This is a genomic window from Capilliphycus salinus ALCB114379 (assembly GCF_047276495.1).
Classification (GTDB): domain Bacteria; phylum Cyanobacteriota; class Cyanobacteriia; order Cyanobacteriales; family Microcoleaceae; genus Capilliphycus; species Capilliphycus salinus.
This window is the reverse complement of the sequence record NZ_CP178543.1, coordinates 2,474,791-2,495,759: the sequence shown is the minus strand read 5'-3', so window position 1 is coordinate 2,495,759 and position 20,969 is coordinate 2,474,791. Positions and strand designations below refer to the sequence as shown.

Sequence of the window (20,969 nt, the reverse complement as noted above, 5' to 3'; positions counted from 1 at the left end):
CAGGAAACAGGGAACAATGCCCGCCTCTTGCCTCTTGCCTCTTGCCTCTTGCCTCTTGCCTTCTCACTGCATAACTGATAACTGATTACTGTACAAGAGGTTGCCATGTGGGACTACACCGAAAAAGTAATGGAATATTTCCAAAATCCCCGCAATCAAGGAACCATTACTGATACGACTGAAGGCGAAAAGGTTGTTACTGGAGAAGTGGGTAGTATCGCCTGTGGGGATGCTCTCCGTCTTCACCTCAAAATTGATGAAGCAACACAAACGATTACTGATGCTCGATTTCAAACGTTTGGTTGTGCCAGTGCGATCGCTTCTTCTGAGGCTTTAACTGAATTACTGAAGGGTAAAAAGGTTGAAGAAGCCATGCAGTTAACGAACCGTCAAATCGCTGAATATTTGGGTGGATTACCTGAAGAAAAAATGCACTGTTCTGTGATGGGACAGGAAGCGTTAGAAGCGGCGATTTATACTTACAAAGGGATTCCGATTGAAACCCACGAAGAAGATGACGGTCGTTTAGTTTGTTCTTGTTTTGGGATTAGTGAACCCCGGATTCGCCGGATTATTTTAGAGAATAATTTGGAGACGGCGGAACAAGTGACAAACTACGTGAAAGCTGGCGGCGGTTGCGGGTCTTGTTTGGCGGATATTGATGATATTTTGATTGAAGTTTCCGAAGCGAGAATTGCCGGAATTTCGTCAAGTTCTGCTTCTCAAGCTGCCTCGGCTACGGCGACTTTGGCCCCGCCGAAAGTTCTCACCAATCTGCAAAAAATTACTTTGATTCAGCAGATTATTACCGAACAAATCAAGCCCGTTTTAGCTCAAGATGGCGGCAGTGTAGAACTGTTTGATGTAGATGGCGATAACGTCAAAGTTATTCTCAAAGGGGCTTGTAGCAGTTGTGCCAGCAGTACCGAAACGTTGAAGATTGCGATAGAAGGCACATTGCGCCAACAAGTTTCACCCAACATTATTGTTGAATCGGTTTGATTTAGTTTACACCCAGAAGTTTGAAATTGAAGAAATTTTACTTTAATTTAAGACTTCTCTGCAATTGTAAATTCTTAGGGTTTATACCTTGATGTATCTACTTAATGATGATAAAAGGCGAGAGCGATCGCCGCCCGAAGCGTCGCTTTCTCAGCCGGGAGGTTCGATGATAGAGTCGGCACTAAGTTTAAGGATTTCGTAAGGAATGTAATTTCTTGAAGTTCATAGAAATTAACAAAATTTCCACCCAATCCTCAGACCAAAGTCAGACTCCTCCTTTCAACCCCCAATCGGTTCATTACCGATTACTCAACTCAAGCAAAAAGCACATTTTAATTGTGCATCTCTCTCAAGATTTTAGTTACATTTGCAACAGAAACTCAAGATTTAACCGGAGTAAAATCCTATATAGGATCAACACCGAAATCTTGAATCCGTTCTCAAGCATTCAGTTCTAAAGTCTAGCTACAAAAACGAAATCACGGTCAGCAATCTAGAACTCTAATAAAGCCATTAATCTCAACTCAGATTAAGGCTTGTAGAATCCGGTGAATTTCCGATGAATTCGTTTTCGATCCTGTCAAACTTAAGTCGAGTTAAAGCGAGAAACACACCATGCGACAAATTGCATTTTACGGAAAAGGCGGTATCGGTAAGTCCACTACTTCTCAGAACACCCTGGCGGGAATGGCGCAAAACGGCAATCGCATTATGATTGTTGGTTGTGACCCGAAAGCTGACTCTACCCGTTTGATCCTCAACTGTAAAGCTCAGGTCACAGTTCTGCACTTAGCCGCAGAGCGGGGTTCTGTAGAAGACTTAGAACTCGAAGATGTACTGCTCGAAGGATTTGAAGGCATCAAGTGCGTAGAATCCGGTGGTCCCGAGCCTGGAGTTGGATGCGCGGGTCGTGGTATTATCACCTCCATCAACTTCCTCGAAGAAGAAGGTGCTTACGAAGATCTAGACTTCGTATCCTACGACGTACTAGGTGACGTTGTATGCGGTGGTTTCGCGATGCCTATCCGTGAAGGAAAAGCCCAAGAAATCTACATCGTAACCTCCGGGGAAATGATGGCAATGTACGCGGCCAACAACATCGCCCGAGGCATTCTGAAATATGCTCATACAGGTGGAGTACGCTTAGGTGGCTTAATCTGTAACAGCCGTAACGTTAACCGTGAAGTTGACCTGATTGAAGAATTGGCAGAACGGTTAAACACCCAAATGATTCACTTCGTACCTCGTTCCAAGCAGGTACAAGAAGCAGAACTGCGTCGGATGACCGTTATTCAATATTCTCCCGACCACGAACAAGCAGCAGAATATCGCACACTGGCGAAGAAGGTCGAAGAAAACACCAAACTGACCATCCCGACCCCCATCGACAACGACACTCTCGAAGAACTGCTGATCAACTACGGTCTGCTCGGTTCCGAAGAAGAGTACAAGAAAGTTATCGAAGCGGATGCTAAAGAGCAAGAATCTCTTAAAGCAACCAATACCCGCAAGTAAGTAACAGTAAACAGTGAACAGTGACCAGTGACCAGTAATAACTGAAAACTGAAAACTGTTCACTGTCAGCCCCGCCCGCACACGGATTAACTGAACTGTAAAACCGAAAAATCTCTAATACTTACAGAAGCAGGAAAGTCCGTTACCAAAAATCGCTAATCACCAACAACAGAGGAACACCATGTCAACTGTAGAGGAAAACAAACAGTTAATTAAGGACGTTCTAGAAGCCTATCCCGAGAAAGCCAAGAAAAAACGGGAAAAGCACCTTAACGTCCATGAAGAAGGTAAGACAGATTGCGGCGTAAAATCCAACGTCAAATCCCTTCCCGGTGTAATGACCGCTCGCGGTTGTGCCTATGCAGGTTCCAAAGGGGTGGTTTGGGGTCCGATCAAGGACATGGTACACATTTCTCATGGTCCTGTCGGTTGCGGTTATTATTCCTGGTCAGGTCGTCGCAACTACTACATCGGTACCACAGGTGTTGACACCTTCGGTACCATGAACTTCACCTCCGACTTCCAAGAACGCGACATCGTGTTCGGTGGTGACAAGAAACTCACCAAAATTATCGAAGAAATCGAAGAACTCTTCCCCCTCAATGGTGGTGTTAGTGTTCAGTCAGAATGTCCGATTGGATTAATCGGAGACGACATTGAAGCCGTTGCTCGTAAAGCATCTAAAGAAATCGGTAAAACCGTTGCTCCCGTTCGTTGCGAAGGCTTCCGGGGTGTTTCCCAGTCCTTAGGACACCACATCGCCAACGACATCATTCGTGACTGGGTATTCCCCCAAGCCGACGCCGAAAACGCAGAATTTGAGTCCACCCCCTATGATGTAGCCATCATCGGTGACTACAACATCGGTGGAGACGCCTGGGCAAGCCGTATCCTGTTAGAAGAAATGGGATTGCGGATTGTGGCTCAGTGGTCCGGAGACGGTACGCTCCATGAGATGAAAATGACTCCCAAAGTCAAAATGAACCTCATCCACTGCTACCGGTCGATGAACTACATCAGCCGTCACATGGAAGAGAAGTACGGTATTCCCTGGTTTGAATACAACTTCTTCGGTCCGACCAAAATTGCTGAATCTCTGCGAGCCATTGCTGCAAACTTCGATGACAAAATCAAAGAAGGTGCAGAGCGTGTAATTGCTCAATACCAGAAGCAAGCTGACGATGTAATCGCTAAATATCGTCCTCGCCTTGAAGGTCAGAAAGTGATGCTGATGGTTGGTGGCTTACGTCCTCGCCACGTTGTTCCCGCTTTCCAAGACCTGGGAATGGAAATCGTCGGTACAGGCTATGAATTTGCTCACAACGACGACTACAAACGGACAACCCACTACGTCAAAGATGCAACCGTAATCTATGATGACGTAACCGGATATGAGTTCGAGAAATTTGCAGAAGGACTCAAACCCGACCTGGTTGCAGCAGGCGTTAAAGAGAAGTACGTCTTCCAGAAAATGGGCTTACCCTTCCGTCAAATGCACTCTTGGGATTACTCTGGTCCCTACCACGGTTATGACGGGTTCGCTATCTTCGCCCGTGACATGGACTTAGCACTCAACAGTCCGACCTGGGGCTTAATTGGCGCTCCCTGGAAAAAATAAGAGTCAGGAATTGGGAGTTGGGAATTGGGCAGTGGGTCGATGCTTTAACCCCCTCAAACCTAAACCCTAACTCCTAACCCCCTAAAACCTAACCCCTATTGAGTTCAAGTAAAATCCCCAGATACGGAGAGTAATATCATGTCTCAGAACGTCGAGAACATCAAAGACCACGTTGAGTTATTTCACCAACCCGAATACCAAGAGCTATTCGCTCGCAAGCGTGATGCCGAAGGTATGCCCTCTGCTGAAGAAGTTGAAAAAATAGCAGAGTGGACGAAATCCTGGGAATACCGCGAAAAGAACTTCAATCGTGAAGCCCTGACCATCAACCCCGCAAAAGCTTGTCAGCCTTTAGGTGCGATTTTAGCGGCCGTTGGTTTTGAAGGTACACTGCCTTTTGTACACGGTTCTCAAGGTTGTGTGGCCTACTTCCGGACTCACTTTACCCGTCACTTCAAAGAACCCTTCAGCGCCGTTTCTAGCTCCATGACCGAAGATGCTGCGGTCTTCGGCGGTCTGAAGAACATGGTTGACGGTCTACAAAACTCCTACGCCCTCTACAATCCGAAAATGATTGCCGTCTGCACCACCTGTATGGCAGAGGTAATTGGAGATGACTTGGGTTCCTTCATCGGACACGCCAAGACCGATGGAGTTATCCCGGCTGAGTTACCGGTTCCGTTTGCTCATACTCCGAGCTTTGTGGGTTCTCACGTTACAGGTTATGACAATATGCTCAAGAGCATTCTGTCTAACCTCACCGAAGGTAAGAAGAAAGAAACCACCAACGGCAAAATCAACATCATTCCCGGGTTTGAAACCTACATGGGCAACCTGCGGGAACTGAAAAATATCCTGAAAGTGATGGATATTGATGCCACTATCTTGGCTGACAACGAACTCTATCTCGATTCTCCGAACACCGGTGAATTCAAGATGTACCAAGGCGGTACAACTCTAGAAGATGGGGCAGATTCGATCAACGCTGAATTTACCTTTGCCCTGCAAGCTTATCCGACTGTTCAAACTCGGAAATATATCGAGAAGAAATGGAAGCAAAAGACCGCCGTTGCTCGTCCTTGGGGCGTTCGCGGAACTGATGAGTTCTTGATGCAGTTGTCGGAAGTGACTGGCAAACCGATTCCGGAAGAACTCGAATTCGAGCGGGGTCGTGCGGTTGACGCCATGACTGATTCTCAAGCTTGGGTTCATGGTAAGCGTGCGGCTATCTACGGCGACCCCGATTTAGTGATGGGAATGTTGCAGTTCATGCTGGAACTCGGTATTGAACCGGTTCACATTCTGGTGACCAACAGTAACAACCAATTTGAAGAAGAAGCGAAAGCACTGCTGGCTTCTAGTCCTCACGGTCAACAAGGTACTGTTTGGGGCGGCAAAGACCTGTGGCATTTACGCTCACTGCTGTTTACTGAACCCGTTGATTTCTTCATTGGAAATTCCTACGGTAAGTACCTGTGGCGTGATACCAAAACTCCGTTGGTTCGCATTGGTTATCCGATCTTTGATCGTCATCACCTCCACCGCTATTCCACAATCGGTTACTCGGGTGCAATTAACCTGCTTAACTGGATTGTGAATACCATCTTTGAAGACCTAGACTACAACACCAACATCCCCTCCAAGACCGATATTTCCTTCGACTTGGTTCGCTAAATCAAGGGGTAGAGGCTCATTTACAGTGACCAGTGACCAGTGACCCTTCGGGTTGAGCAGTCGCTCTCTTGCGAACTTCGCTCTCGACGGAAACCGCCAAGTCGCGAGTTCGCGCTCATGGGGGAAACCCCCAAGACCGCGCTGCAACACCAGTGAACAGTCAATAGGTGTCAGGTCTCAGGTGTCAGATAACAGAAGAACTGATAACTGAAAATACTGGTCACTGATAATTGGTCACTGATAACTGAAAACACTGGTCTTTGTTATGACAATCACCCACTCCCACCCCCATTCCCATCCGGCTCCCGTATCTCGCCCCCAACCCGAACGGGAAAAGCTTGGCTCCCCTGCGCCGAATGGTCGATCGCATCGAAGTCAAAAGCGCTGCAATGAGCTCATCTGTTGTGCCGACTGATTCCCTGTGATTGTCCGTTTGATCGCTTGGGTTGCTCTCAAAGGCACGCAAACTGTTTCACCCGAACGCCCGAAGTGCGAATTGAATCCGCTTTATAACGAGTTTGTCGCGATCGCGTTTTCGGGCTTTGAGCTACCTTGCTTCGGAGTGTGGCGAAGATATCTCTAAGTATATTTGTTGATTATTAATCAACTCCGCGATCGCAACAGATTCGCGCCCCGCCGGACTCAATACCTTTTCTCTGACTGACCACTTACACCGCCCCGCCATGAAACTTACCCGAGGCAAAATCACCGAACTGGTCAACGAGCCAGGTTGCGAACACAATCATTCTCACGCCGGACAACCGAATAAAAAAGCCTGTAAACAACAAGCCCAACCTGGAGCGGCTCAAGGGGGTTGTGCTTTTGACGGTGCTTCTATTGCACTGGTACCGATTACCGATGCGGCTCACCTAGTTCATGGCCCCATTGCTTGTTCAGGAAATTCCTGGGGAAGTCGGGGAAGTCTTTCTTCGGGTCCCGTGACCTACAAAACTGGGTTTACTACCGATTTATCGGAAAACGATATCATTTTTGGCGGTGAAAAGCGACTCTATCAGGCGATCGCTCAAATCGTTAAACAGCATCAACCGGCCGCTGTGTTTGTGTATTCGACCTGCGTGACGGCTTTGATTGGTGACGATCTCGATGCGGTTTGTGCTGCGGCCGCTCAAAAATACGGTACACCCGTGATTCCGGTTCATGCGGCGGGATTCGTGGGTAGCAAAAATCTGGGGAACCGACTGGCCGGAGAAGCGTTGCTCGATCATGTGGTCGGTACGTCTGAACCGGATTATACCACACCTTACGATATTAATCTCATTGGTGAGTACAATGTCGCCGGGGAAATGTGGAATGTTCTCCCGTTGTTGGAAAAGGTGGGTATTCGGGTACTGTCAAAAATTACCGGAGATGCTCGCTACCGAGAGGTTTCTTACGCTCACCGTGCCAAGTTGAACGTGATGATCTGCTCGAAAGCGTTGATCAATATGGCGCGAAAGATGGAGGAAAAATACGGCATTCCTTACATCGAGGAGTCTTTCTACGGTATCGAAGACATGAACCATTGTCTGCGAAATATTGCCGACAAGTTGGGCGATGCCGAGTTGAAGCAGCGGGTTGAAAAGTTGATCGCATCGGAAACGGCGGCTTTGGATCAAAAATTGGCACCTTATCGCGCCCGACTGAAAGGTAAGCGGATTGTTCTTTATACCGGGGGTGTTAAGAGTTGGTCGATTATCTCGGCGGCGAAGGATTTGGGGATTGAGGTGATGGCGACCAGCACCAAGAAAAGCACCGAGGAAGATAAGGCTCGGATCAAAACCTTGTTGGGTAAAGACGGGATCATGATTGAAAAGGGAAGTCCCCAAGAATTGCTGAAGGTGATTGAGCAAACTAAGGCGGATATGTTGGTTGCGGGAGGTCGTAACCAGTATACGGCTTTGAAGGCTCGGGTTCCTTTCCTTGATATTAACCAAGAACGCCATCATGCTTATGCGGGTTATGACGGGATGGTTGAGATGGCTAAAGAACTTGAAGAGGCGCTTTATTCTCCGATTTGGGAACAACTCCGTCAGCCTGCGCCTTGGGAAGCGGGAATTGGGGAACCTTCATCAGTCACCAGTTTTACAGTTACCAGTGAGCAGGGAACAGGGAACGGGGAACAGGAAATGGTGGACAGTGAGCAAGAGATAGCCAACAGTGAAAAAGAAGTGATCGCTCTCGATGGGGGGTGTTTAAGATGACGATGATTACTCAGCCGAAAAAGGCGGCGGCGGTTAATCCTTTGAAGTTAAGTTCTCCTTTGGGCGCGTCTTTGGCTTTTCTCGGGCTAAAGGGGATGATTCCACTCTTTCACGGTTCTCAGGGTTGTACGGCTTTTGCGAAGGTGATTTTAGTGCGTCACTTCCGAGAAGCGATTCCTCTGTCTACGACGGCGATGACGGAAGTCAGTACAATCTTGGGCGGTGAGGATAATGTTTCGACTGCGATTTTAACTTTGGTTGAGAAAGCTAAACCGGATGTGATCGGTTTGTTGACAACCGGGTTAACGGAAACTCGCGGGGATGATATGCAGCGCATCCTGAAAACCTTCCGCAATCAACATCCCGAGTTAGACTGGCTGCCGATTATCTCGGTTTCGACTCCCGACTACAAGGGGGCGATGCAAGATGGTTATGCGGCTACCGTTGAGCAGATTGTTTCCACCTATTACGGGGCGATGGTGGAATCCGAGGAAATTATACCCAATTGCGATCACGATTGCAAGGCGAGGGTGACAATTTTGGCGGGTTCGCTCCTCGGTCCGGGTGATGTGGAAGAAGTGAAGGCGATTGTCGAAGCCTTTGGGTTGACGCCTGTGATGGTACCGGATTTGTCGGGATCGATGGATGGACATCTCGATGATGGGTTCAACAGTGTGACGACTGGGGGGACGACGTTGGAGGATTTGCGCCGTCTGGGAGAATCTTCTTTTACGATCGCACTCGGCGAAAGTATGCGGAAGGCGGCGGAGGTGTTGAAGCAGAAGTACGGCACCAATTATGAAGTGTTTCCCCGCTTGAACGGTTTGCAGGCGATGGATCGCTTGGTGTTGAGGCTGTCGAAGATTGTTCATTCTCGCCAGGATGCTCATTTTGTTCAGCCCTATGAGGTGCCGGAGAAGTTTAATCGTCAGCGGCGTCAGTTGCAGGATGCCATGTTGGATACGCATTTCTATTTTGGTCGCAAGCGGATTTCTTTGGCTTTAGAACCGGATTTGTTGTATCAAACCAGTTGGTTACTGCACGAAATGGGTGCGGAAATTCAGGCGGCGGTGACGACGACGAAATCTCCACTTCTGGAAAATTTACCGGTTGAAACGGTAACGATTGGGGATTTAGAAGATTTTGAAAATTTGGCGGTTGGGTCAGACTTGTTGATTGCAAATTCTCACGGGAGAGCAATCGCCGAACGTCAAAATATTCCGCTCTATCGCATGGGTTATCCCATTTTTGACCGTTTTGGAAATGGTCATCGATGCCTGGTTGGTTATCGAGGAACGATTCAGTTTTTGATGGATTTGGGCAATCTATTTATCGAAGCTGAAGAATCCTAAAATGATTGTTAAAAGCCGAAATAAAGGGCTTTTAATTCGGTAGAATTTTAATTACAAACCCCCGACCGAATTGACTGAATTAAGTCTATATTCTCTCCAATGTTTCTGACAAGAATTACGAATCATTCACCTCCTACACTGAATCGGAAGACTTAGAACTATGATTCCTCAGACCACGATTTCCTACTCAAATCCTTCTCTGTACAGTTCCTATTTTGTCAGAGAGATCGTTGCCCAAGTTCGGCTTCAAGATACGCGGATCGCCTATCAGGATTTATCCGATGAATTGTTGGTGAAATCTTTAATTGGTCATTCAACTTTAGGGGGGGATAACGATATCCCGAGCCTACAAAAGATTTCGGCTTTTTATCGGGCGGTTGCGTCTCGGCTTGAGCAAGAAACGGGTCAAATGGCTGAGGTGTTTATGAATCTCGGTCAGGATGATGTCGGCTGGATTTTGGTTTTTTGTGGTCGCCTGTTGGTGATTTCTGAATTCTTACGGGATGCGAATCGCTTTCGTTTTGAATCGGTAGAACACCTGGGAGAGGTTGGTGAACGGGTAATTGAAGAGGCTTTGGAACGGGCGAGAGAATATTTTGACTTTCCCATACTCGGGCTTTCTGTTCCGTTGAAAAGAGCAAGCTAAAGGAGATATGTGATGAAAGTTGCTTTCACGACTCAGGATCGAATACACATCAATGCTCATTTTGGTTGGGCGCAAAAAATTGATGTTTATGAAGTCTCAAAACAGGGTTATAATTATTTGAATACTCTGGAGTTTGATGATAATCTAAAAGAAGATGGGAACGAGGATAAACTAGTCCCCAAAATCGAGGCTTTATCGGATTGTACTCTTGTATATGTTTCGGCAATTGGGGGCAGTGCGGCGGCGCGTTTAATTCGTAAAAAAATAACGCCCGTTAAAGCCCAATCAGAGGAAGAGGAAATTTTGGCAATTCTCGATAAATTAGTCAAAACCCTCAATGGCAATCCGCCGCCCTGGTTGCGGAAAGTCATTCAGCAAGAAGAAGAGAAATTCGCTTACGCCGGATTTGAAGACGACGACGAATAAATCTCTGGATCGGAGTATTCAACCTTGCTGACAATTGTCTAGATCTGTTAGGAAGCGGATCGAGTTAATTCTAGGAGTTTGAGGTTAATTCCTGGGGAATAAAAAACGGATTAGGTTGATTCTAATTACAAGAATAAAACCGAGCATCAAGCCGAACAAGGCAATCCGTTTTTTCGCTTCCGATCCGTTGAAACTTGATGCCCAGTTCAGACAAAAATAGACATTCATGTACGGATGTCTCCAAACTTGCCTAATCTAGTAACAACGAACAAACCCACCATGAGTTCAACACAAACAGCAGTTCCAAAAAGCGGCTCGAATATAGTTGAATCCAACCCCTTTTTACAGGCTTTAGTCCAACAAATTCGCGCTCAAGATCACTACGGTGTCTATCGCAGTTGGTCTGATGAATTGGTTCTCTCTCCGTTTATTGTCAGCAAAGAAAAGAAACGCTCAATTTCAGTCGAGGGAGAAGTCGATCCGGCGACCCGACTGCGGATTCTGTGTTTCTATCGAGCGGTGGCGACTTGTGTCGAAACCGAAACCGGACACTTATGCCAAGTGGTGATTGATTTAAGTCACGAAGGGTTTGGCTGGGCGCTGGTTTGGACGGGCCGGTTAATTGTGGTGAACCGCACGCTACGGGACGCTCAACGTTATGGTTTTGATTCCTTGGAAAAATTAGCAACCCAAGGCGAAAAACTGGTCAAGTCCGGTCTTGATTGCTGTCGGCGTTTTTCAGATGCGGCTAAAGCTTAAATAACCTCACCTGAAAACGGAAACGATCCTGTTTCTTGTAGCGCTGAGTAACTGAAGATATTCTCTAGATTCAATGACTCAAACCCAAGAAATTCCAACTCCTGAAGCTGTTGAGGAATTGAAAAGCAAAATCAAACGCCTCAATAGCAAAGCGGGTCAAAGCAAAATGGACCTGCACGATCTGGCAGAAGGTTTACCGACCGATTTTGAAAAACTGCCAGAAGAAGCGGCTAAAACTTACGAAATCTTTCGTGAACTTTCGGATCTCAAAAAACAACTCAAAACCTGGGAGGCTCAACTCAAATGACCACTACAACTTCGACACCCAAAAGCTTCGCCGAATTCAAGCAACTCAGAGATGCCGAAGAATATTTTATCTTCTTTGAGTTGCCCTACGATCAAACCTTTGTCAATGTCAATCGCCTTCACATTTTAAAGCAATTCTCGCTGTTAATTACAGAAATTGACAAAGCATTTCCCGATCTCAGCGAAGCCGAAAAACTAGACAAATACAAACTCGCTCTAGAGGAAGCTTATGAAGTCTTTAAGACCTCTAGCCCGCTAGAAACCAAACTCTTTAAAGTCTTCAAAGACGCACCCAAAAACGTTGTATTAACCAAAGACATCGGTACTGAGTCATAAACATCATGGGCGGATTAGAACTGACACCAACAGAACTCGAACGTTATCGGCGGCAAATGCAACTTCCCGGTTTCGGAGAAGCTGGACAAGCCAAACTCAAAGCCTCAACTGCTCTGGTTTCAGGCGTGGGTGGATTGGGGGGAACGGTAGCACTGTACCTCGCGGTTGCCGGGATTGGCAAATTAATCCTGGTCCGGGGAGGAGACTTGCGCCTCGATGACATGAACCGTCAAATCTTGATGACCCACGATTGGGTGGGTCAACCGAGGGTACTCAAGGCGAAAGAAACCCTTTCTCAAATCAATCCCGATGTCGAAATTGAGGCGATTCCCGAATTCATTACCTCCGATAATGTCGATGGGTTGGTCAAACGCTCTGATATCGCCCTGAGTTGCGCTCACAACTTTGACGAACGGGATTTACTCAACGCCGCTTGCGTCTTGTGGAATAAACCGATGATCGAAGCGGCGATGAGCGGGATGGAGGCTTACCTGACCACGATTATCCCCCGTCAAACTCCCTGTCTGTCGTGCATCTTTCCTGAAAAACCGAATTGGGATCGTTGGGGATTTGGTGTTTTGGGTGCGGTTTCTGGAACGCTTGCTTGTTTGACGGCTTTGGAAGCGGTCAAGCTGATCACGGGGTTAGGAGAAACGCTCGAAGGACGACTCCTAACGATGGACTTAGGGAACGCTAAATTTAGCAAACTTCGCCCTTACCACGATCCAAATTGTCAAATTTGTGGTCAAGGTAAATCGCATCAGATGAGATCGGCTCGCGAGCTTTTATACCCAACTTTAGAGAAGTTGGCGAGCTAACCTCAACAAATTTCCCCTCATCACTGTTCAGGAGATTGGGATGACTGTTATTTTGACAGAAAAAGCGGCTTTTCGGCTAAGAACTTTTATACGGGGTAGTGCGGACAGCACTGCAACTCAAAAAGGTATTCGTCTGGGTGTTATTGATGGCGGTTGTAATGGTTACGAATATTCATTGGATATAACCAACAACCCCAAACCAGATGATCTCGTGTTCGAGCAGGACAAAGTTCATATTTATATCGATCCCAAAAGTGCGCCACTTTTGAACGGGGTTGTGATTGACTTTGTTGAAAGCTTGACGCAAAGCGGGTTTGTTTTTAAGAACCCGAATGCGACTGAAACCTGCGGCTGTGGTAAATCCTTTGCTGCGGGTGACTGTACCCCTTCTGCTGCGTCTTGTAGCTAGGGTTTAAGTTCGCCAGGTTCAAGGGTATTTTATTGCTCTTGAACGGCTAAATTTGTCAACGAATTCATTATTTGCGGAGAGTATTATTATGACTGCAACTTACCAAGTTCGTCTGATCAAAGGTAAAAAGAAAAAGCCGCCAGAAATGGATGTGACCATTGATGTTGCAGAAGATACTTATATCTGGGATGCGGCTGAAGAAGCTGGTATCGATTTACCTTCCTCCTGTCGTTCTGGTGCTTGTTCTAGCTGTGTTGGTCGCATCGAAGAAGGTGAGATCGATCAAGAAGATCAAAGCTTCTTGGATGATGAACAAATGGGCAAAGGATATGTTCTGCTGTGTGTAGCTTATCCTCGTTCTAATTGTACAATTAGAACTCATCAAGAAGCTTATCTCGTCTAAGATTGGCGAGTAAAAGATGAAACAGCAGTTGGAAGTTGTAGTGATTACCCACGACTATGACTTCCAACAGTTATCTCATATCTGAATTTAGTTCGGATTAATTTCAATGCAGGTCAAGTTGAGTAAATTCCGTTCTTTCTTCACTCGAAAATGTCGGTTCAGTGCCAACTTCTCTGAAATCACATGATAACTGATTGAATCAGGGTACCAGTCAGCCGAGTGAAGGAGATCGGATTTTGTAACGAGAAGGTTAGGGTCAATGGAAATTCGATGGAAAAAATTCTTTATTAAGGCTGGCTTTTGGGTCACAACCGAAATTTGGATGAATATCTTAGGCTTGGACGACTTGGCTAACTATAGTGAGTTTCTGGTCGATCAAGAGTTAGAGGAAGAACTTGCACTCAAGAATCATCGTACCATCAAAATCTCCAATTTTCCGCCACAATATTGTAAAGAAATTCAGGAATTTTGCCCGGTGAGTACGGTTAAAACTCCTGATGATGTCTCCAAACATGAGGATTATCAGCATCGATTTAATACATTTGAAAACAAATGTAAGAAGCTGAAAACTCCTTGCACTAAAGTTTGGTGTTTACCCTATGTAAGACCAAGTTGGCTTACTTATCAACGCCTATGATGATTAGTCGAGACTATCTCGTTCAAGAGTTTGTTCATCTTGTCGAGAATTACTATCCTGAAGCCGGAAAGGTTTTAGAGTTCTGTCACGTTAAAATCCTTGAATGCTATCTCGAACGTTCGGGCCGACAATTCTACTATCTGGGGATTTATTATCCTCAAGAAAGAAGACGAGAATTGCAGGCTCAACAACACGCATTCAAGGATATTTCTGAAAATATGGGGTTAATTGAGGTGGTTTGTATTAATGCAACCCGCCTCGTTCGCGACCCCATGTCCAAACTTAAAAAGGACAATCCTCGATTTTGGTTGGAGTTGTATTGGGTTGCAACTCAACATCATTTTCTGACTAACTAACCTTGAAATTGGAGTTAGGTTATTTATCGTGATTGTTCTTTATTTGTGTTTATTAATCGCTGTCCTTGGCACTTTTTTGGTGAAGTTTGTTGACTCCGATGAAATTCATCATATTTTGCTGATTTTATCGGGAGGTGTGATTCTGGGTTGGGGGTTTTTATTAGCTCCATTCTCAATAAAACTTCTGATTTCTTTAGTTCTTCTTGCCCTCTGTCAGCGCCTCTACCAGATCACACTTAAACCTTAACTTCACCTTTGCTATTTTCCATTGAAGTAGACTCCGTGTTCAGATTATGGACACGGAGTTCTATTTTGAGGATTGAAAAATAGGATTTGAACTCTACTATCAAAATACATCAACTCCCTTTAAAGCTTCCGTAGCCTAATTAACGGTTTGAAAAGAATATTTTTTAGAGTCACCGCCTCACCAGTAGGGGCGGGTTCTAAATTGATGTATATTTCCTAGAGAAAACTCATGTAAACCCGTCCCTGTTTACACCTCAGCCGTCACCGCCTCACCAGTAGGGGCGGGTTCTGAATTGATGTATATTTCCTAAAAACAACTATTGTAAACCCGTCCCTGTTTACACCTCACCAGTTTTTAGGGAACTGCAAACCCCTAAAAACCCGGTTTCTCAGAGAAACCGGGTTTTTCATCAAGTTTATGTATCATAAAATACAAAATTGCCAAATTTTTTCAGTTAGGATGTCAAGTATTTTGTACAAGTGTCAAAAAAACTAGCAACCTGATGAACCGTCGTCGCATCCTTAACCTAGCCTGTGGCTTTGTCCTGTCGCTACTGTTAGCGGTTGGTTGTAGCCAAACCACTCCCGAAACCACAGAACCTCAACAAACCGCTTCCCCCGTCAGTTCAACCCAACAAACCGAATTAACCGTTTCAGCCGCCGCCAGTCTCACCGATGCGATGAACGCCATTCAACCCATTTACGAACAAGAAAACCCCCAAGTTAAACTAACTTATAATCTTGCTTCTTCGGGTTCTTTGCAACAACAAATCGAACAAGGCGCACCCGTTGATGTGTTTATTTCTGCCGCTCCCAAACAGATGAACGCCTTAGAAGAAAAACAACTTTTGTTATCGGGAACACGCCAAGATTTACTTAAAAATGATATGGTTTTAATCGTTCCCAAAGGCGAAAATACCGTTAAAACTTTTGAGGATTTAACCACAGAGCAAGTCGAAAAAATAGCAGTCGGTGAACCCGAAAGTGTTCCGGCCGGAAAATACGCTCAAGAAGTATTAACATCCCTAAATCTTCTCGAAACCCTACAACCCAAAGAAGTTTATGCCAAAGATGTCCGTCAAGTTTTAACTTACGTTGAAAGCGGGAATGTTGATGCGGGAATTGTTTACAGTTCCGACGCCAAAATCTCTGACCAAGTGGAAATCGTGGCAACTGCACCCGCAGAGTCTCATTCTCCGATTATTTATCCAGTTGCAGTGATTCAAAGCAGTAAAAACCCGGAAGTTTCAAAAGATTTTATTCAATTTCTTTCCGGCGAACAAGCCAAAGCCGTGTTTGAACAATACGGATTTGGGATTCTTGAAAAATAGATTTTCTTGAAAACTGGATGAATTTTAAAAGAATTAAGAGAGGAACAAATAAATGTTTAAGTTAAACCAAAAAATAGGCGGGATTGTCTGTTTTTTCTTTGCTTTAATTTTAACCCTGATTCCCCCCGTTTTTAATCAAATTAACTGGGGATTTTCTCCGGTTGCCCAAGCCGCCCAAACTGAAATGATTGTCTCGGCTGCTGCCAGTTTAACCGACGTAATGAAAGCAATTCAACCCGTTTATCAACAACAGAATTCCAGTGTTAAATTAACTTATAATTTTGCTTCTTCCGGTTCTTTGCAACAACAAATAGAACAAGGCGCACCCGTTGATGTGTTTATTTCTGCCGCTCCCCGACAAATGAACGAATTAGAACAAAAAGGCTTGTTACTATCAGGAACTCGCAAAGATTTATTGAATAACGGGATTGTTTTAGTCGTTCCGAAAAGGGGAAATTCAAGCGTCAAAACTTTTCAAGACTTAACGAATGGTCAAGTCGGTAAAGTTGCCATTGGTGAACCGGAAAGTGTTCCGGCGGGAAGATATGCTAAAGAAGTTCTAACGTCTATGAATATGTACGATAAACTTCAGCAAAAATTGGTTTTTGCGAAAGATGTTCGTCAAGTTTTAACCTACGTTGAAGGGGGAAATGTTGATGCGGGAATGGTTTATACAACCGATGCCAAAATCTCCGATCAAGTGTCTATTGTCGCCACAGCGCCCGCCGGTTCTCACTCTCCCATTATCTATCCGGTTGCTGTTATTAAAGATAGCAAAAACCCAGAAGCAGCCAAAGGATTTATTAGCTTTTTATCCAGTAACACTGCCAAATCTGTATTTGAACGCTACGGTTTTGGATTGGCAAATTAGTTGAGGTGGTCAAGTCTAAAAGTAAGATTTTAATAAGTTTGAAAACCCTATCACTAGATTAATGTTTGAAGAAGTTTTTTCCGATCTTTCTCCCGCTTGGATTTCCTTTCGAGCCGCAATTATTGCCACAATTATTACTTTCTTTTTAGGCACACTTGCCGCCCGTTTAATGTTCGGTTATCACGGCAAAGGCAAAGGTTTAATTGATGGCATTTTAACCGCTCCTCTTGTATTACCGCCTACCGTTGTCGGTTTTCTCCTATTAGTTTTATTTGGCAGATACGGCCCATTAGGAAAACTGCTAGCAACGGTTAATTTTTCGGTAATTTTTACCTGGTATGCAACCGTTATTGCTGCAACCGTTGTCGCCTTTCCGTTGATGTATAAAACGGCTTTGGGTGCATTCAAACAAATTGATAGCAGTCTATTAGCTTGTGCGAGAACCTTAGGCGCTTCTGAATTGACGATTTTTTTACGGGTTATGCTTCCTTTGGCTAAACCGGGATTATTCTCAGGAACAATGCTGGCTTTTGCCCGTTCTTTGGGTGAATTTGGGGCAACTTTAATGTTAGCAGGAAGTATTCCCGGACGCACTCAAACCATCCCCGTTGCTATCTTTTTTGCGGCAGAAGGCGGCAGAATGGATGAGGCTTTTGCCTGGGTTATTGTGATTTTATTGATTTCTTTGGGAATTATTACTGCTGTCAATTGGTCGGAAGAAGCGAGTTCGGGAAGGAAAGTAAAAGGAAAACAATTAAAGCATCGTTCTTTAAATTCTCGCTCGAATTCCTTGCCAAGTTCTAACGAAACTTCCCAACCGCAATTAATTGTTAATATCCAAAAGAAACTGCAAAATTTTGTTTTAGATGTGTCGTTTAGTACCGACGAAAAACCGTTAGGATTGTTGGGCGGTTCGGGTGCGGGAAAAAGCTTTATTTTGCGGTGTATTGCGGGTTTAGAAACACCGGATCGCGGTCAAATTATCCTCAACGGACGGGTACTTTATGACTCCGAACGCAAAATTAATTTACCGAGTTGTGAGCGAAATATCGGCTATTTATTCCAAAATTATGCTCTATTTCCCCATTTAACTATTGCTGAAAATATTGCGTTTGGTTTACCCAAAGGGTTATCATCTCGAATGATTAAACAACGAGTTGAACAACAGCTTGTTTCGGTTCAGTTGGGGGGTATGGGCGATCGCTATCCTCGCGAACTTTCGGGAGGTCAACAGCAACGGGTGGCGTTAGCGAGGGCGTTAGCGAGTGAACCGGAAGCGTTATTACTTGATGAACCCCTTTCTGCTTTGGATACTCATCTGCGCGATCAACTCGAAAAACTTCTGACTTCCACGATAGATGAACACGAAGGGGTTACATTATTTGTCACGCACAACTTAGAAGAAGCCTATCGCGTTTGTGAAAATTTGTTAGTTATTGATGGGGGTAAAATTATCGCCGAAGGAAACAAACAAGACATCTTTGAACATCCTTCTGTTGTACGAGTTGCAGAATTAACCGGATGTAAAAACTTCTCTCCTGCTATTGCTGCGAATAAACCTCAAAGTCAATCTCAAATTGAGGCTTTAGACTGGGGATGTATTTTACAAACCGTTGAACCTATTCCAGAAACCCTTTCTCATATCGGCTTTCGCGCCCATCAATTTAGCTTTCCAGAAGATAAAAATCATCCCAATACTTTCCCCTGTTGGTTGGCGATGACGAGCGAAACTCAACACCGAATGACGCTTTATTTGAAACTACATCAACCCCCAAATAGCCCCACAGATTATCATTTACAGGCGGAAGTTTTTAAGGAAAAATGGGCAAAATTAAAAGAGCGTCCGTTTCCCTGGTTTGTTCATCTGGCGCCGGAACGGTTAATTTTACTTCGTCCAACAACTCAACAATTTTATTCTCTTGAAACTCAAGAAAACAATAGTAAAATGATGGAAATTCAGAGTTGATTTTCCTTTTAATCATTTAACTTGCAACTGGAAACAATCATATAGGGACTGGTTTCCCGAATAAAGGGAGAATAATCATAATTTCCAAAAACCTCCTCTATTCCAAAACCTGTTAACTTTAAAAGTTCTTGAAAAGCATCAAGTTCGATGAGTGAAAATTGAACCGGAAGTTTATGTTCGGCGACTTTATTCTGGGCTTCATCGAGTTCGTAAATGGTTTGATATCCGCTCACCATCCCCGTTTCCGGTTGAGCGTTCAACTCAACGGATAAACTAACAAAACCCGCCCCATCAACTCGCGGAAATTGGCCGTAATTTGTGGCGGTTTTACCTATCGATTTTAGCCGAACTTCTGGATTATGTAAAGTGCAGATAAACCGTCCGTTAGGATTTAGTAATTCTGCAATTTTATCAATAAATTGTCGTTGTTCAGTTTTTGATTTGAGTTCGTGAAAACTCTGAAACGGTAACAGGATTAAATCAAACTGTGAGGAGAATTTTAACGCCGTAACACCGGCTTGTATAACCGAAGCGTTCAGCCTTTTTTCGGTTAGTTTTTGACGAAAAATCGCCAACATTGCGGGGGAAGCATCCACACAGGTTAAATGAACACCTGCTTCTAAAAGAGGAATAGAAATTCGCCCAGTTCCGCACATTAATTCTAGTACAGAACCTTTTGTTTTCTGGCATTCTTGAATAAAAAAAGGCAAATCATCTGTAAAACGTAAGTAAGAATCATACAGATGGGCTATCTTTTCATAATCCAATGCAGAACTCATACAATTATCCTAAAAAAAGAGCAATTGACAAGTCAGAAAGTAGATGCTTGTGATACCAATTCTTTATGAAGCTGGATCTAATTGATCCCCCCAACCCCCAATCCCCTGGGGGGGATGCCTGACGGCACGCTACGCGAACAGAAAAAGTTGTATGATTAGAAAGAAATGGTATGAACAGCGAACAGTATAAATTCAGAAGTGCAGAAGTTTAAATCTAACTGATAACTGACCCCAGAAAACACCGCTCACTCTCTTGCGAAGTTGCTCTCTTACGAACTTCGCTCTCGACGGAAACCGCCAAGTCGCGAGTTCGCGCTCCACTTGGGGAAACCCTAAGACCGCACTTCGCGCTGTTCGCTGTCAAACTGATAACTGAACCGAACCCGCCTCAACTTTATTCTTCTTTTAAAATCTTGGGAACTTTAAAATAATCCCCATCAGACTCCGGCGCACTTCCTAACAGAGAATCTCGATTTTCATAGGGTTTTAACGCATCGGCTCGGCTAATATTACTCACATCAATCGCCCGAGTTGTTGGCTGAATATTTTCGGTATCGAGTTCTTTAAGCTGTTCAAAATATTCTAAAATTCCGCCCAACTCCGAGGTAAACTTTTCTTCTTCCTCGGGCGTGATTTGCAACCGAGCTAAATGAGCTACTTTGCGGACTTGTTCGCGATCAATCATTGTTAAATACAGATAGAAAATAGTCAGTAATCAAAGCGAAAATAGTCAGTGCTGACTGCAAAAATTGTACAGAATTAAAAGTCACTGACCTCAAAAAATCCAACTTAGAAGTACACATCAAGATTCGATCTTCCCGTAGTTTTCAACCAGTTTTGAGCCTCAATATAATTATTGGGAGCCAGACGAATCGCTTGTATCCAATGTTCGGCAGCTTGACGATAATATTCTTCGGCTTGATCCTCATCTCCCGCCTCTTTTAATCTTTCTGCCCGATAATGATAAATCACCGCAATATTATTCAAAGTTTGCGGCATTCTCGGATTAAGATCGAGCGCCTGATGATAATAGTCTAACGCCTTATCATGTTCGCCATTACTGGTATGAATTAAGGCAATATTATAAAGGATGTAACTGCGATCATTCGGGTCATCTTCGAGTTTTAAGGCTTCATAATAGTTATCCAAAGCCTCTGCATATTCGCCGTCACCTTGGGCGGACATTCCATCACGATAATAGGCGAAAGCTTCTTTAGATTTTTGGTTAGTTGGCAGAATTTTAAGGATAATATCCGCCATCACCGTAAAAGTTTTATCGATAAAGTTGTCGTTACGTTGGGATCTCGGCATTTGGTTA

General features: G+C 44.6%; 24 protein-coding genes. 21 read left to right on the top strand and 3 right to left on the bottom strand.

What is annotated here, in order from left to right:
- Window positions 1-105: 105 nt before the first annotated feature.
- The 21 genes from nifU to modB all read left to right on the top strand — a co-directional run bounded on the left by nifU (window position 106) and on the right by modB (window position 18,872).
- The gene (gene nifU, locus ACL6C3_RS10410; protein WP_413167099.1) at window positions 106-1,002 is read left to right on the top strand and encodes a Fe-S cluster assembly protein NifU; all 897 of its coding nucleotides are present in this window, start codon (window positions 106-108) and stop codon (window positions 1,000-1,002) included.
- 615 nt (window positions 1,003-1,617) lie between these two features.
- On the top strand, window positions 1,618-2,517 hold the full coding sequence (nifH, locus tag ACL6C3_RS10405) for a nitrogenase iron protein (protein ID WP_413167098.1): 900 nt from the start codon (window positions 1,618-1,620) through the stop codon (window positions 2,515-2,517).
- A 181-nt stretch (window positions 2,518-2,698) separates the two neighbouring features.
- Window positions 2,699-4,135 (top strand): nitrogenase molybdenum-iron protein alpha chain, encoded by a 1,437-nt coding sequence (gene nifD, locus ACL6C3_RS10400; protein WP_413167097.1) that lies wholly within the window; start codon window positions 2,699-2,701, stop codon window positions 4,133-4,135.
- A 138-nt stretch (window positions 4,136-4,273) separates the two neighbouring features.
- A complete protein-coding gene (nifK, locus tag ACL6C3_RS10395; RefSeq protein ID WP_413167096.1) occupies window positions 4,274-5,809 on the top strand; it encodes a nitrogenase molybdenum-iron protein subunit beta in 1,536 nt (511 codons plus the stop codon).
- Window positions 5,810-6,327: 518 nt separating this feature from the next.
- Window positions 6,328-6,405 carry a Mo-dependent nitrogenase C-terminal domain-containing protein gene (locus ACL6C3_RS10390; protein ID WP_413168293.1) on the top strand — a complete coding sequence of 26 codons (78 nt, stop codon included), beginning with the start codon at window positions 6,328-6,330 and terminating at the stop codon, window positions 6,403-6,405.
- A gap of 87 nt (window positions 6,406-6,492) precedes the next feature.
- Window positions 6,493-8,010, top strand: coding sequence for a nitrogenase iron-molybdenum cofactor biosynthesis protein NifE (nifE, locus tag ACL6C3_RS10385; protein ID WP_413167095.1), 1,518 nt, complete (start codon window positions 6,493-6,495; stop codon window positions 8,008-8,010).
- A complete protein-coding gene (gene nifN / locus ACL6C3_RS10380) occupies window positions 8,007-9,362 on the top strand; it encodes a nitrogenase iron-molybdenum cofactor biosynthesis protein NifN (RefSeq protein ID WP_413167094.1) in 1,356 nt (451 codons plus the stop codon). The genes nifE and nifN overlap by 4 nt, the downstream gene beginning before the upstream one ends.
- A 160-nt stretch (window positions 9,363-9,522) precedes the next feature.
- Window positions 9,523-10,008: a DUF269 domain-containing protein gene (locus tag ACL6C3_RS10375; RefSeq protein WP_413167093.1), complete on the top strand. Its 486-nt coding sequence runs from the start codon at window positions 9,523-9,525 to the stop codon at window positions 10,006-10,008.
- Between the two features lie 12 nt (window positions 10,009-10,020).
- A complete protein-coding gene (nifX, locus tag ACL6C3_RS10370) occupies window positions 10,021-10,434 on the top strand; it encodes a nitrogen fixation protein NifX (protein ID WP_413167092.1) in 414 nt (137 codons plus the stop codon).
- A gap of 279 nt (window positions 10,435-10,713) precedes the next feature.
- On the top strand, window positions 10,714-11,193 hold the full coding sequence (locus tag ACL6C3_RS10365; RefSeq protein ID WP_413167091.1) for a NifX-associated nitrogen fixation protein: 480 nt from the start codon (window positions 10,714-10,716) through the stop codon (window positions 11,191-11,193).
- A 73-nt stretch (window positions 11,194-11,266) separates the two neighbouring features.
- Entirely contained in the window at window positions 11,267-11,500 is a 234-nt protein-coding gene (locus tag ACL6C3_RS10360) for a CCE_0567 family metalloprotein (protein ID WP_413167090.1), read from the top strand.
- Window positions 11,497-11,835 carry a nitrogenase-stabilizing/protective protein NifW gene (gene nifW, locus ACL6C3_RS10355; protein WP_413167089.1) on the top strand — a complete coding sequence of 113 codons (339 nt, stop codon included), beginning with the start codon at window positions 11,497-11,499 and terminating at the stop codon, window positions 11,833-11,835. Before ACL6C3_RS10360 ends, nifW begins: the two co-directional genes overlap by 4 nt.
- Window positions 11,836-11,840: 5 nt before the next feature.
- Complete coding sequence (locus ACL6C3_RS10350) at window positions 11,841-12,653, top strand: HesA/MoeB/ThiF family protein (RefSeq protein WP_413167088.1); 813 nt, start codon at window positions 11,841-11,843, stop codon at window positions 12,651-12,653.
- Window positions 12,654-12,693: 40 nt separating this feature from the next.
- A complete protein-coding gene (locus ACL6C3_RS10345; RefSeq protein ID WP_413167087.1) occupies window positions 12,694-13,062 on the top strand; it encodes an iron-sulfur cluster assembly accessory protein in 369 nt (122 codons plus the stop codon).
- Between the two features lie 88 nt (window positions 13,063-13,150).
- The gene (locus ACL6C3_RS10340) at window positions 13,151-13,465 is read left to right on the top strand and encodes a 2Fe-2S iron-sulfur cluster-binding protein (protein WP_413167086.1); all 315 of its coding nucleotides are present in this window, start codon (window positions 13,151-13,153) and stop codon (window positions 13,463-13,465) included.
- Between the two features lie 259 nt (window positions 13,466-13,724).
- Window positions 13,725-14,102, top strand: coding sequence for a hypothetical protein (locus tag ACL6C3_RS10335; protein WP_413167085.1), 378 nt, complete (start codon window positions 13,725-13,727; stop codon window positions 14,100-14,102).
- Window positions 14,099-14,458, top strand: a complete 360-nt coding sequence (locus ACL6C3_RS10330; protein WP_413167084.1) for a hypothetical protein — start codon at window positions 14,099-14,101, stop codon at window positions 14,456-14,458. The genes ACL6C3_RS10335 and ACL6C3_RS10330 overlap by 4 nt, the downstream gene beginning before the upstream one ends.
- A gap of 28 nt (window positions 14,459-14,486) precedes the next feature.
- The gene (locus tag ACL6C3_RS10325; protein WP_413167083.1) at window positions 14,487-14,705 is read left to right on the top strand and encodes a hypothetical protein; all 219 of its coding nucleotides are present in this window, start codon (window positions 14,487-14,489) and stop codon (window positions 14,703-14,705) included.
- Window positions 14,706-15,207: 502 nt separating this feature from the next.
- Window positions 15,208-16,035 carry a molybdate ABC transporter substrate-binding protein gene (modA, locus tag ACL6C3_RS10320; RefSeq protein WP_413167082.1) on the top strand — a complete coding sequence of 276 codons (828 nt, stop codon included), beginning with the start codon at window positions 15,208-15,210 and terminating at the stop codon, window positions 16,033-16,035.
- Window positions 16,036-16,087: 52 nt separating this feature from the next.
- Window positions 16,088-16,906, top strand: coding sequence for a molybdate ABC transporter substrate-binding protein (gene modA, locus ACL6C3_RS10315; RefSeq protein ID WP_413167081.1), 819 nt, complete (start codon window positions 16,088-16,090; stop codon window positions 16,904-16,906).
- Between the two features lie 61 nt (window positions 16,907-16,967).
- Entirely contained in the window at window positions 16,968-18,872 is a 1,905-nt protein-coding gene (gene modB, locus ACL6C3_RS10310) for a molybdate ABC transporter permease subunit (protein WP_413167080.1), read from the top strand.
- An 8-nt stretch (window positions 18,873-18,880) separates the two neighbouring features.
- Here the strand turns inward: modB and ACL6C3_RS10305 are convergent, their stop codons facing one another.
- The 3 genes from ACL6C3_RS10305 to ACL6C3_RS10295 form a co-directional block, all read right to left on the bottom strand.
- A complete protein-coding gene (locus ACL6C3_RS10305; RefSeq protein WP_413167079.1) occupies window positions 18,881-19,651 on the bottom strand; it encodes a class I SAM-dependent methyltransferase in 771 nt (256 codons plus the stop codon).
- 394 nt (window positions 19,652-20,045) lie between these two features.
- Window positions 20,046-20,336, bottom strand: coding sequence for an Asp-tRNA(Asn)/Glu-tRNA(Gln) amidotransferase subunit GatC (gene gatC / locus ACL6C3_RS10300; RefSeq protein ID WP_413167078.1), 291 nt, complete (start codon window positions 20,334-20,336; stop codon window positions 20,046-20,048).
- A gap of 104 nt (window positions 20,337-20,440) precedes the next feature.
- Window positions 20,441-20,962 (bottom strand): photosystem I assembly protein Ycf3, encoded by a 522-nt coding sequence (locus ACL6C3_RS10295; RefSeq protein ID WP_413167077.1) that lies wholly within the window; start codon window positions 20,960-20,962, stop codon window positions 20,441-20,443.
- Window positions 20,963-20,969: the final 7 nt, after the last annotated feature.

Excerpts from the sequence above, each read along its gene's own strand:
- nifN (WP_413167094.1), top strand. The coding sequence starts at position 8,007 with ATGACGATGATTACTCAGCCGAAAAAGGCGGCGGCGGTTAATCCTTTG.
- ACL6C3_RS10295 (WP_413167077.1), bottom strand. The coding sequence starts at position 20,962 with ATGCCGAGATCCCAACGTAACGACAACTTTATCGATAAAACTTTTACG.
- modA (WP_413167082.1), top strand. The coding sequence starts at position 15,208 with ATGAACCGTCGTCGCATCCTTAACCTAGCCTGTGGCTTTGTCCTGTCG.
- modB (WP_413167080.1), top strand. The coding sequence starts at position 16,968 with ATGTTTGAAGAAGTTTTTTCCGATCTTTCTCCCGCTTGGATTTCCTTT.
- nifU (WP_413167099.1), top strand. The coding sequence starts at position 106 with ATGTGGGACTACACCGAAAAAGTAATGGAATATTTCCAAAATCCCCGC.
- ACL6C3_RS10330 (WP_413167084.1), top strand. The coding sequence starts at position 14,099 with ATGATGATTAGTCGAGACTATCTCGTTCAAGAGTTTGTTCATCTTGTC.
- ACL6C3_RS10305 (WP_413167079.1), bottom strand. The coding sequence starts at position 19,651 with ATGAGTTCTGCATTGGATTATGAAAAGATAGCCCATCTGTATGATTCT.
- ACL6C3_RS10345 (WP_413167087.1), top strand. The coding sequence starts at position 12,694 with ATGACTGTTATTTTGACAGAAAAAGCGGCTTTTCGGCTAAGAACTTTT.
- ACL6C3_RS10350 (WP_413167088.1), top strand. The coding sequence starts at position 11,841 with ATGGGCGGATTAGAACTGACACCAACAGAACTCGAACGTTATCGGCGG.
- gatC (WP_413167078.1), bottom strand. The coding sequence starts at position 20,336 with ATGATTGATCGCGAACAAGTCCGCAAAGTAGCTCATTTAGCTCGGTTG.
- nifE (WP_413167095.1), top strand. The coding sequence starts at position 6,493 with ATGAAACTTACCCGAGGCAAAATCACCGAACTGGTCAACGAGCCAGGT.
- ACL6C3_RS10365 (WP_413167091.1), top strand. The coding sequence starts at position 10,714 with ATGAGTTCAACACAAACAGCAGTTCCAAAAAGCGGCTCGAATATAGTT.
- nifW (WP_413167089.1), top strand. The coding sequence starts at position 11,497 with ATGACCACTACAACTTCGACACCCAAAAGCTTCGCCGAATTCAAGCAA.
- nifD (WP_413167097.1), top strand. The coding sequence starts at position 2,699 with ATGTCAACTGTAGAGGAAAACAAACAGTTAATTAAGGACGTTCTAGAA.
- ACL6C3_RS10335 (WP_413167085.1), top strand. The coding sequence starts at position 13,725 with ATGGAAATTCGATGGAAAAAATTCTTTATTAAGGCTGGCTTTTGGGTC.
- ACL6C3_RS10340 (WP_413167086.1), top strand. The coding sequence starts at position 13,151 with ATGACTGCAACTTACCAAGTTCGTCTGATCAAAGGTAAAAAGAAAAAG.
- modA (WP_413167081.1), top strand. The coding sequence starts at position 16,088 with ATGTTTAAGTTAAACCAAAAAATAGGCGGGATTGTCTGTTTTTTCTTT.
- ACL6C3_RS10375 (WP_413167093.1), top strand. The coding sequence starts at position 9,523 with ATGATTCCTCAGACCACGATTTCCTACTCAAATCCTTCTCTGTACAGT.
- nifX (WP_413167092.1), top strand. The coding sequence starts at position 10,021 with ATGAAAGTTGCTTTCACGACTCAGGATCGAATACACATCAATGCTCAT.
- nifH (WP_413167098.1), top strand. The coding sequence starts at position 1,618 with ATGCGACAAATTGCATTTTACGGAAAAGGCGGTATCGGTAAGTCCACT.
- nifK (WP_413167096.1), top strand. The coding sequence starts at position 4,274 with ATGTCTCAGAACGTCGAGAACATCAAAGACCACGTTGAGTTATTTCAC.
- ACL6C3_RS10360 (WP_413167090.1), top strand. The coding sequence starts at position 11,267 with ATGACTCAAACCCAAGAAATTCCAACTCCTGAAGCTGTTGAGGAATTG.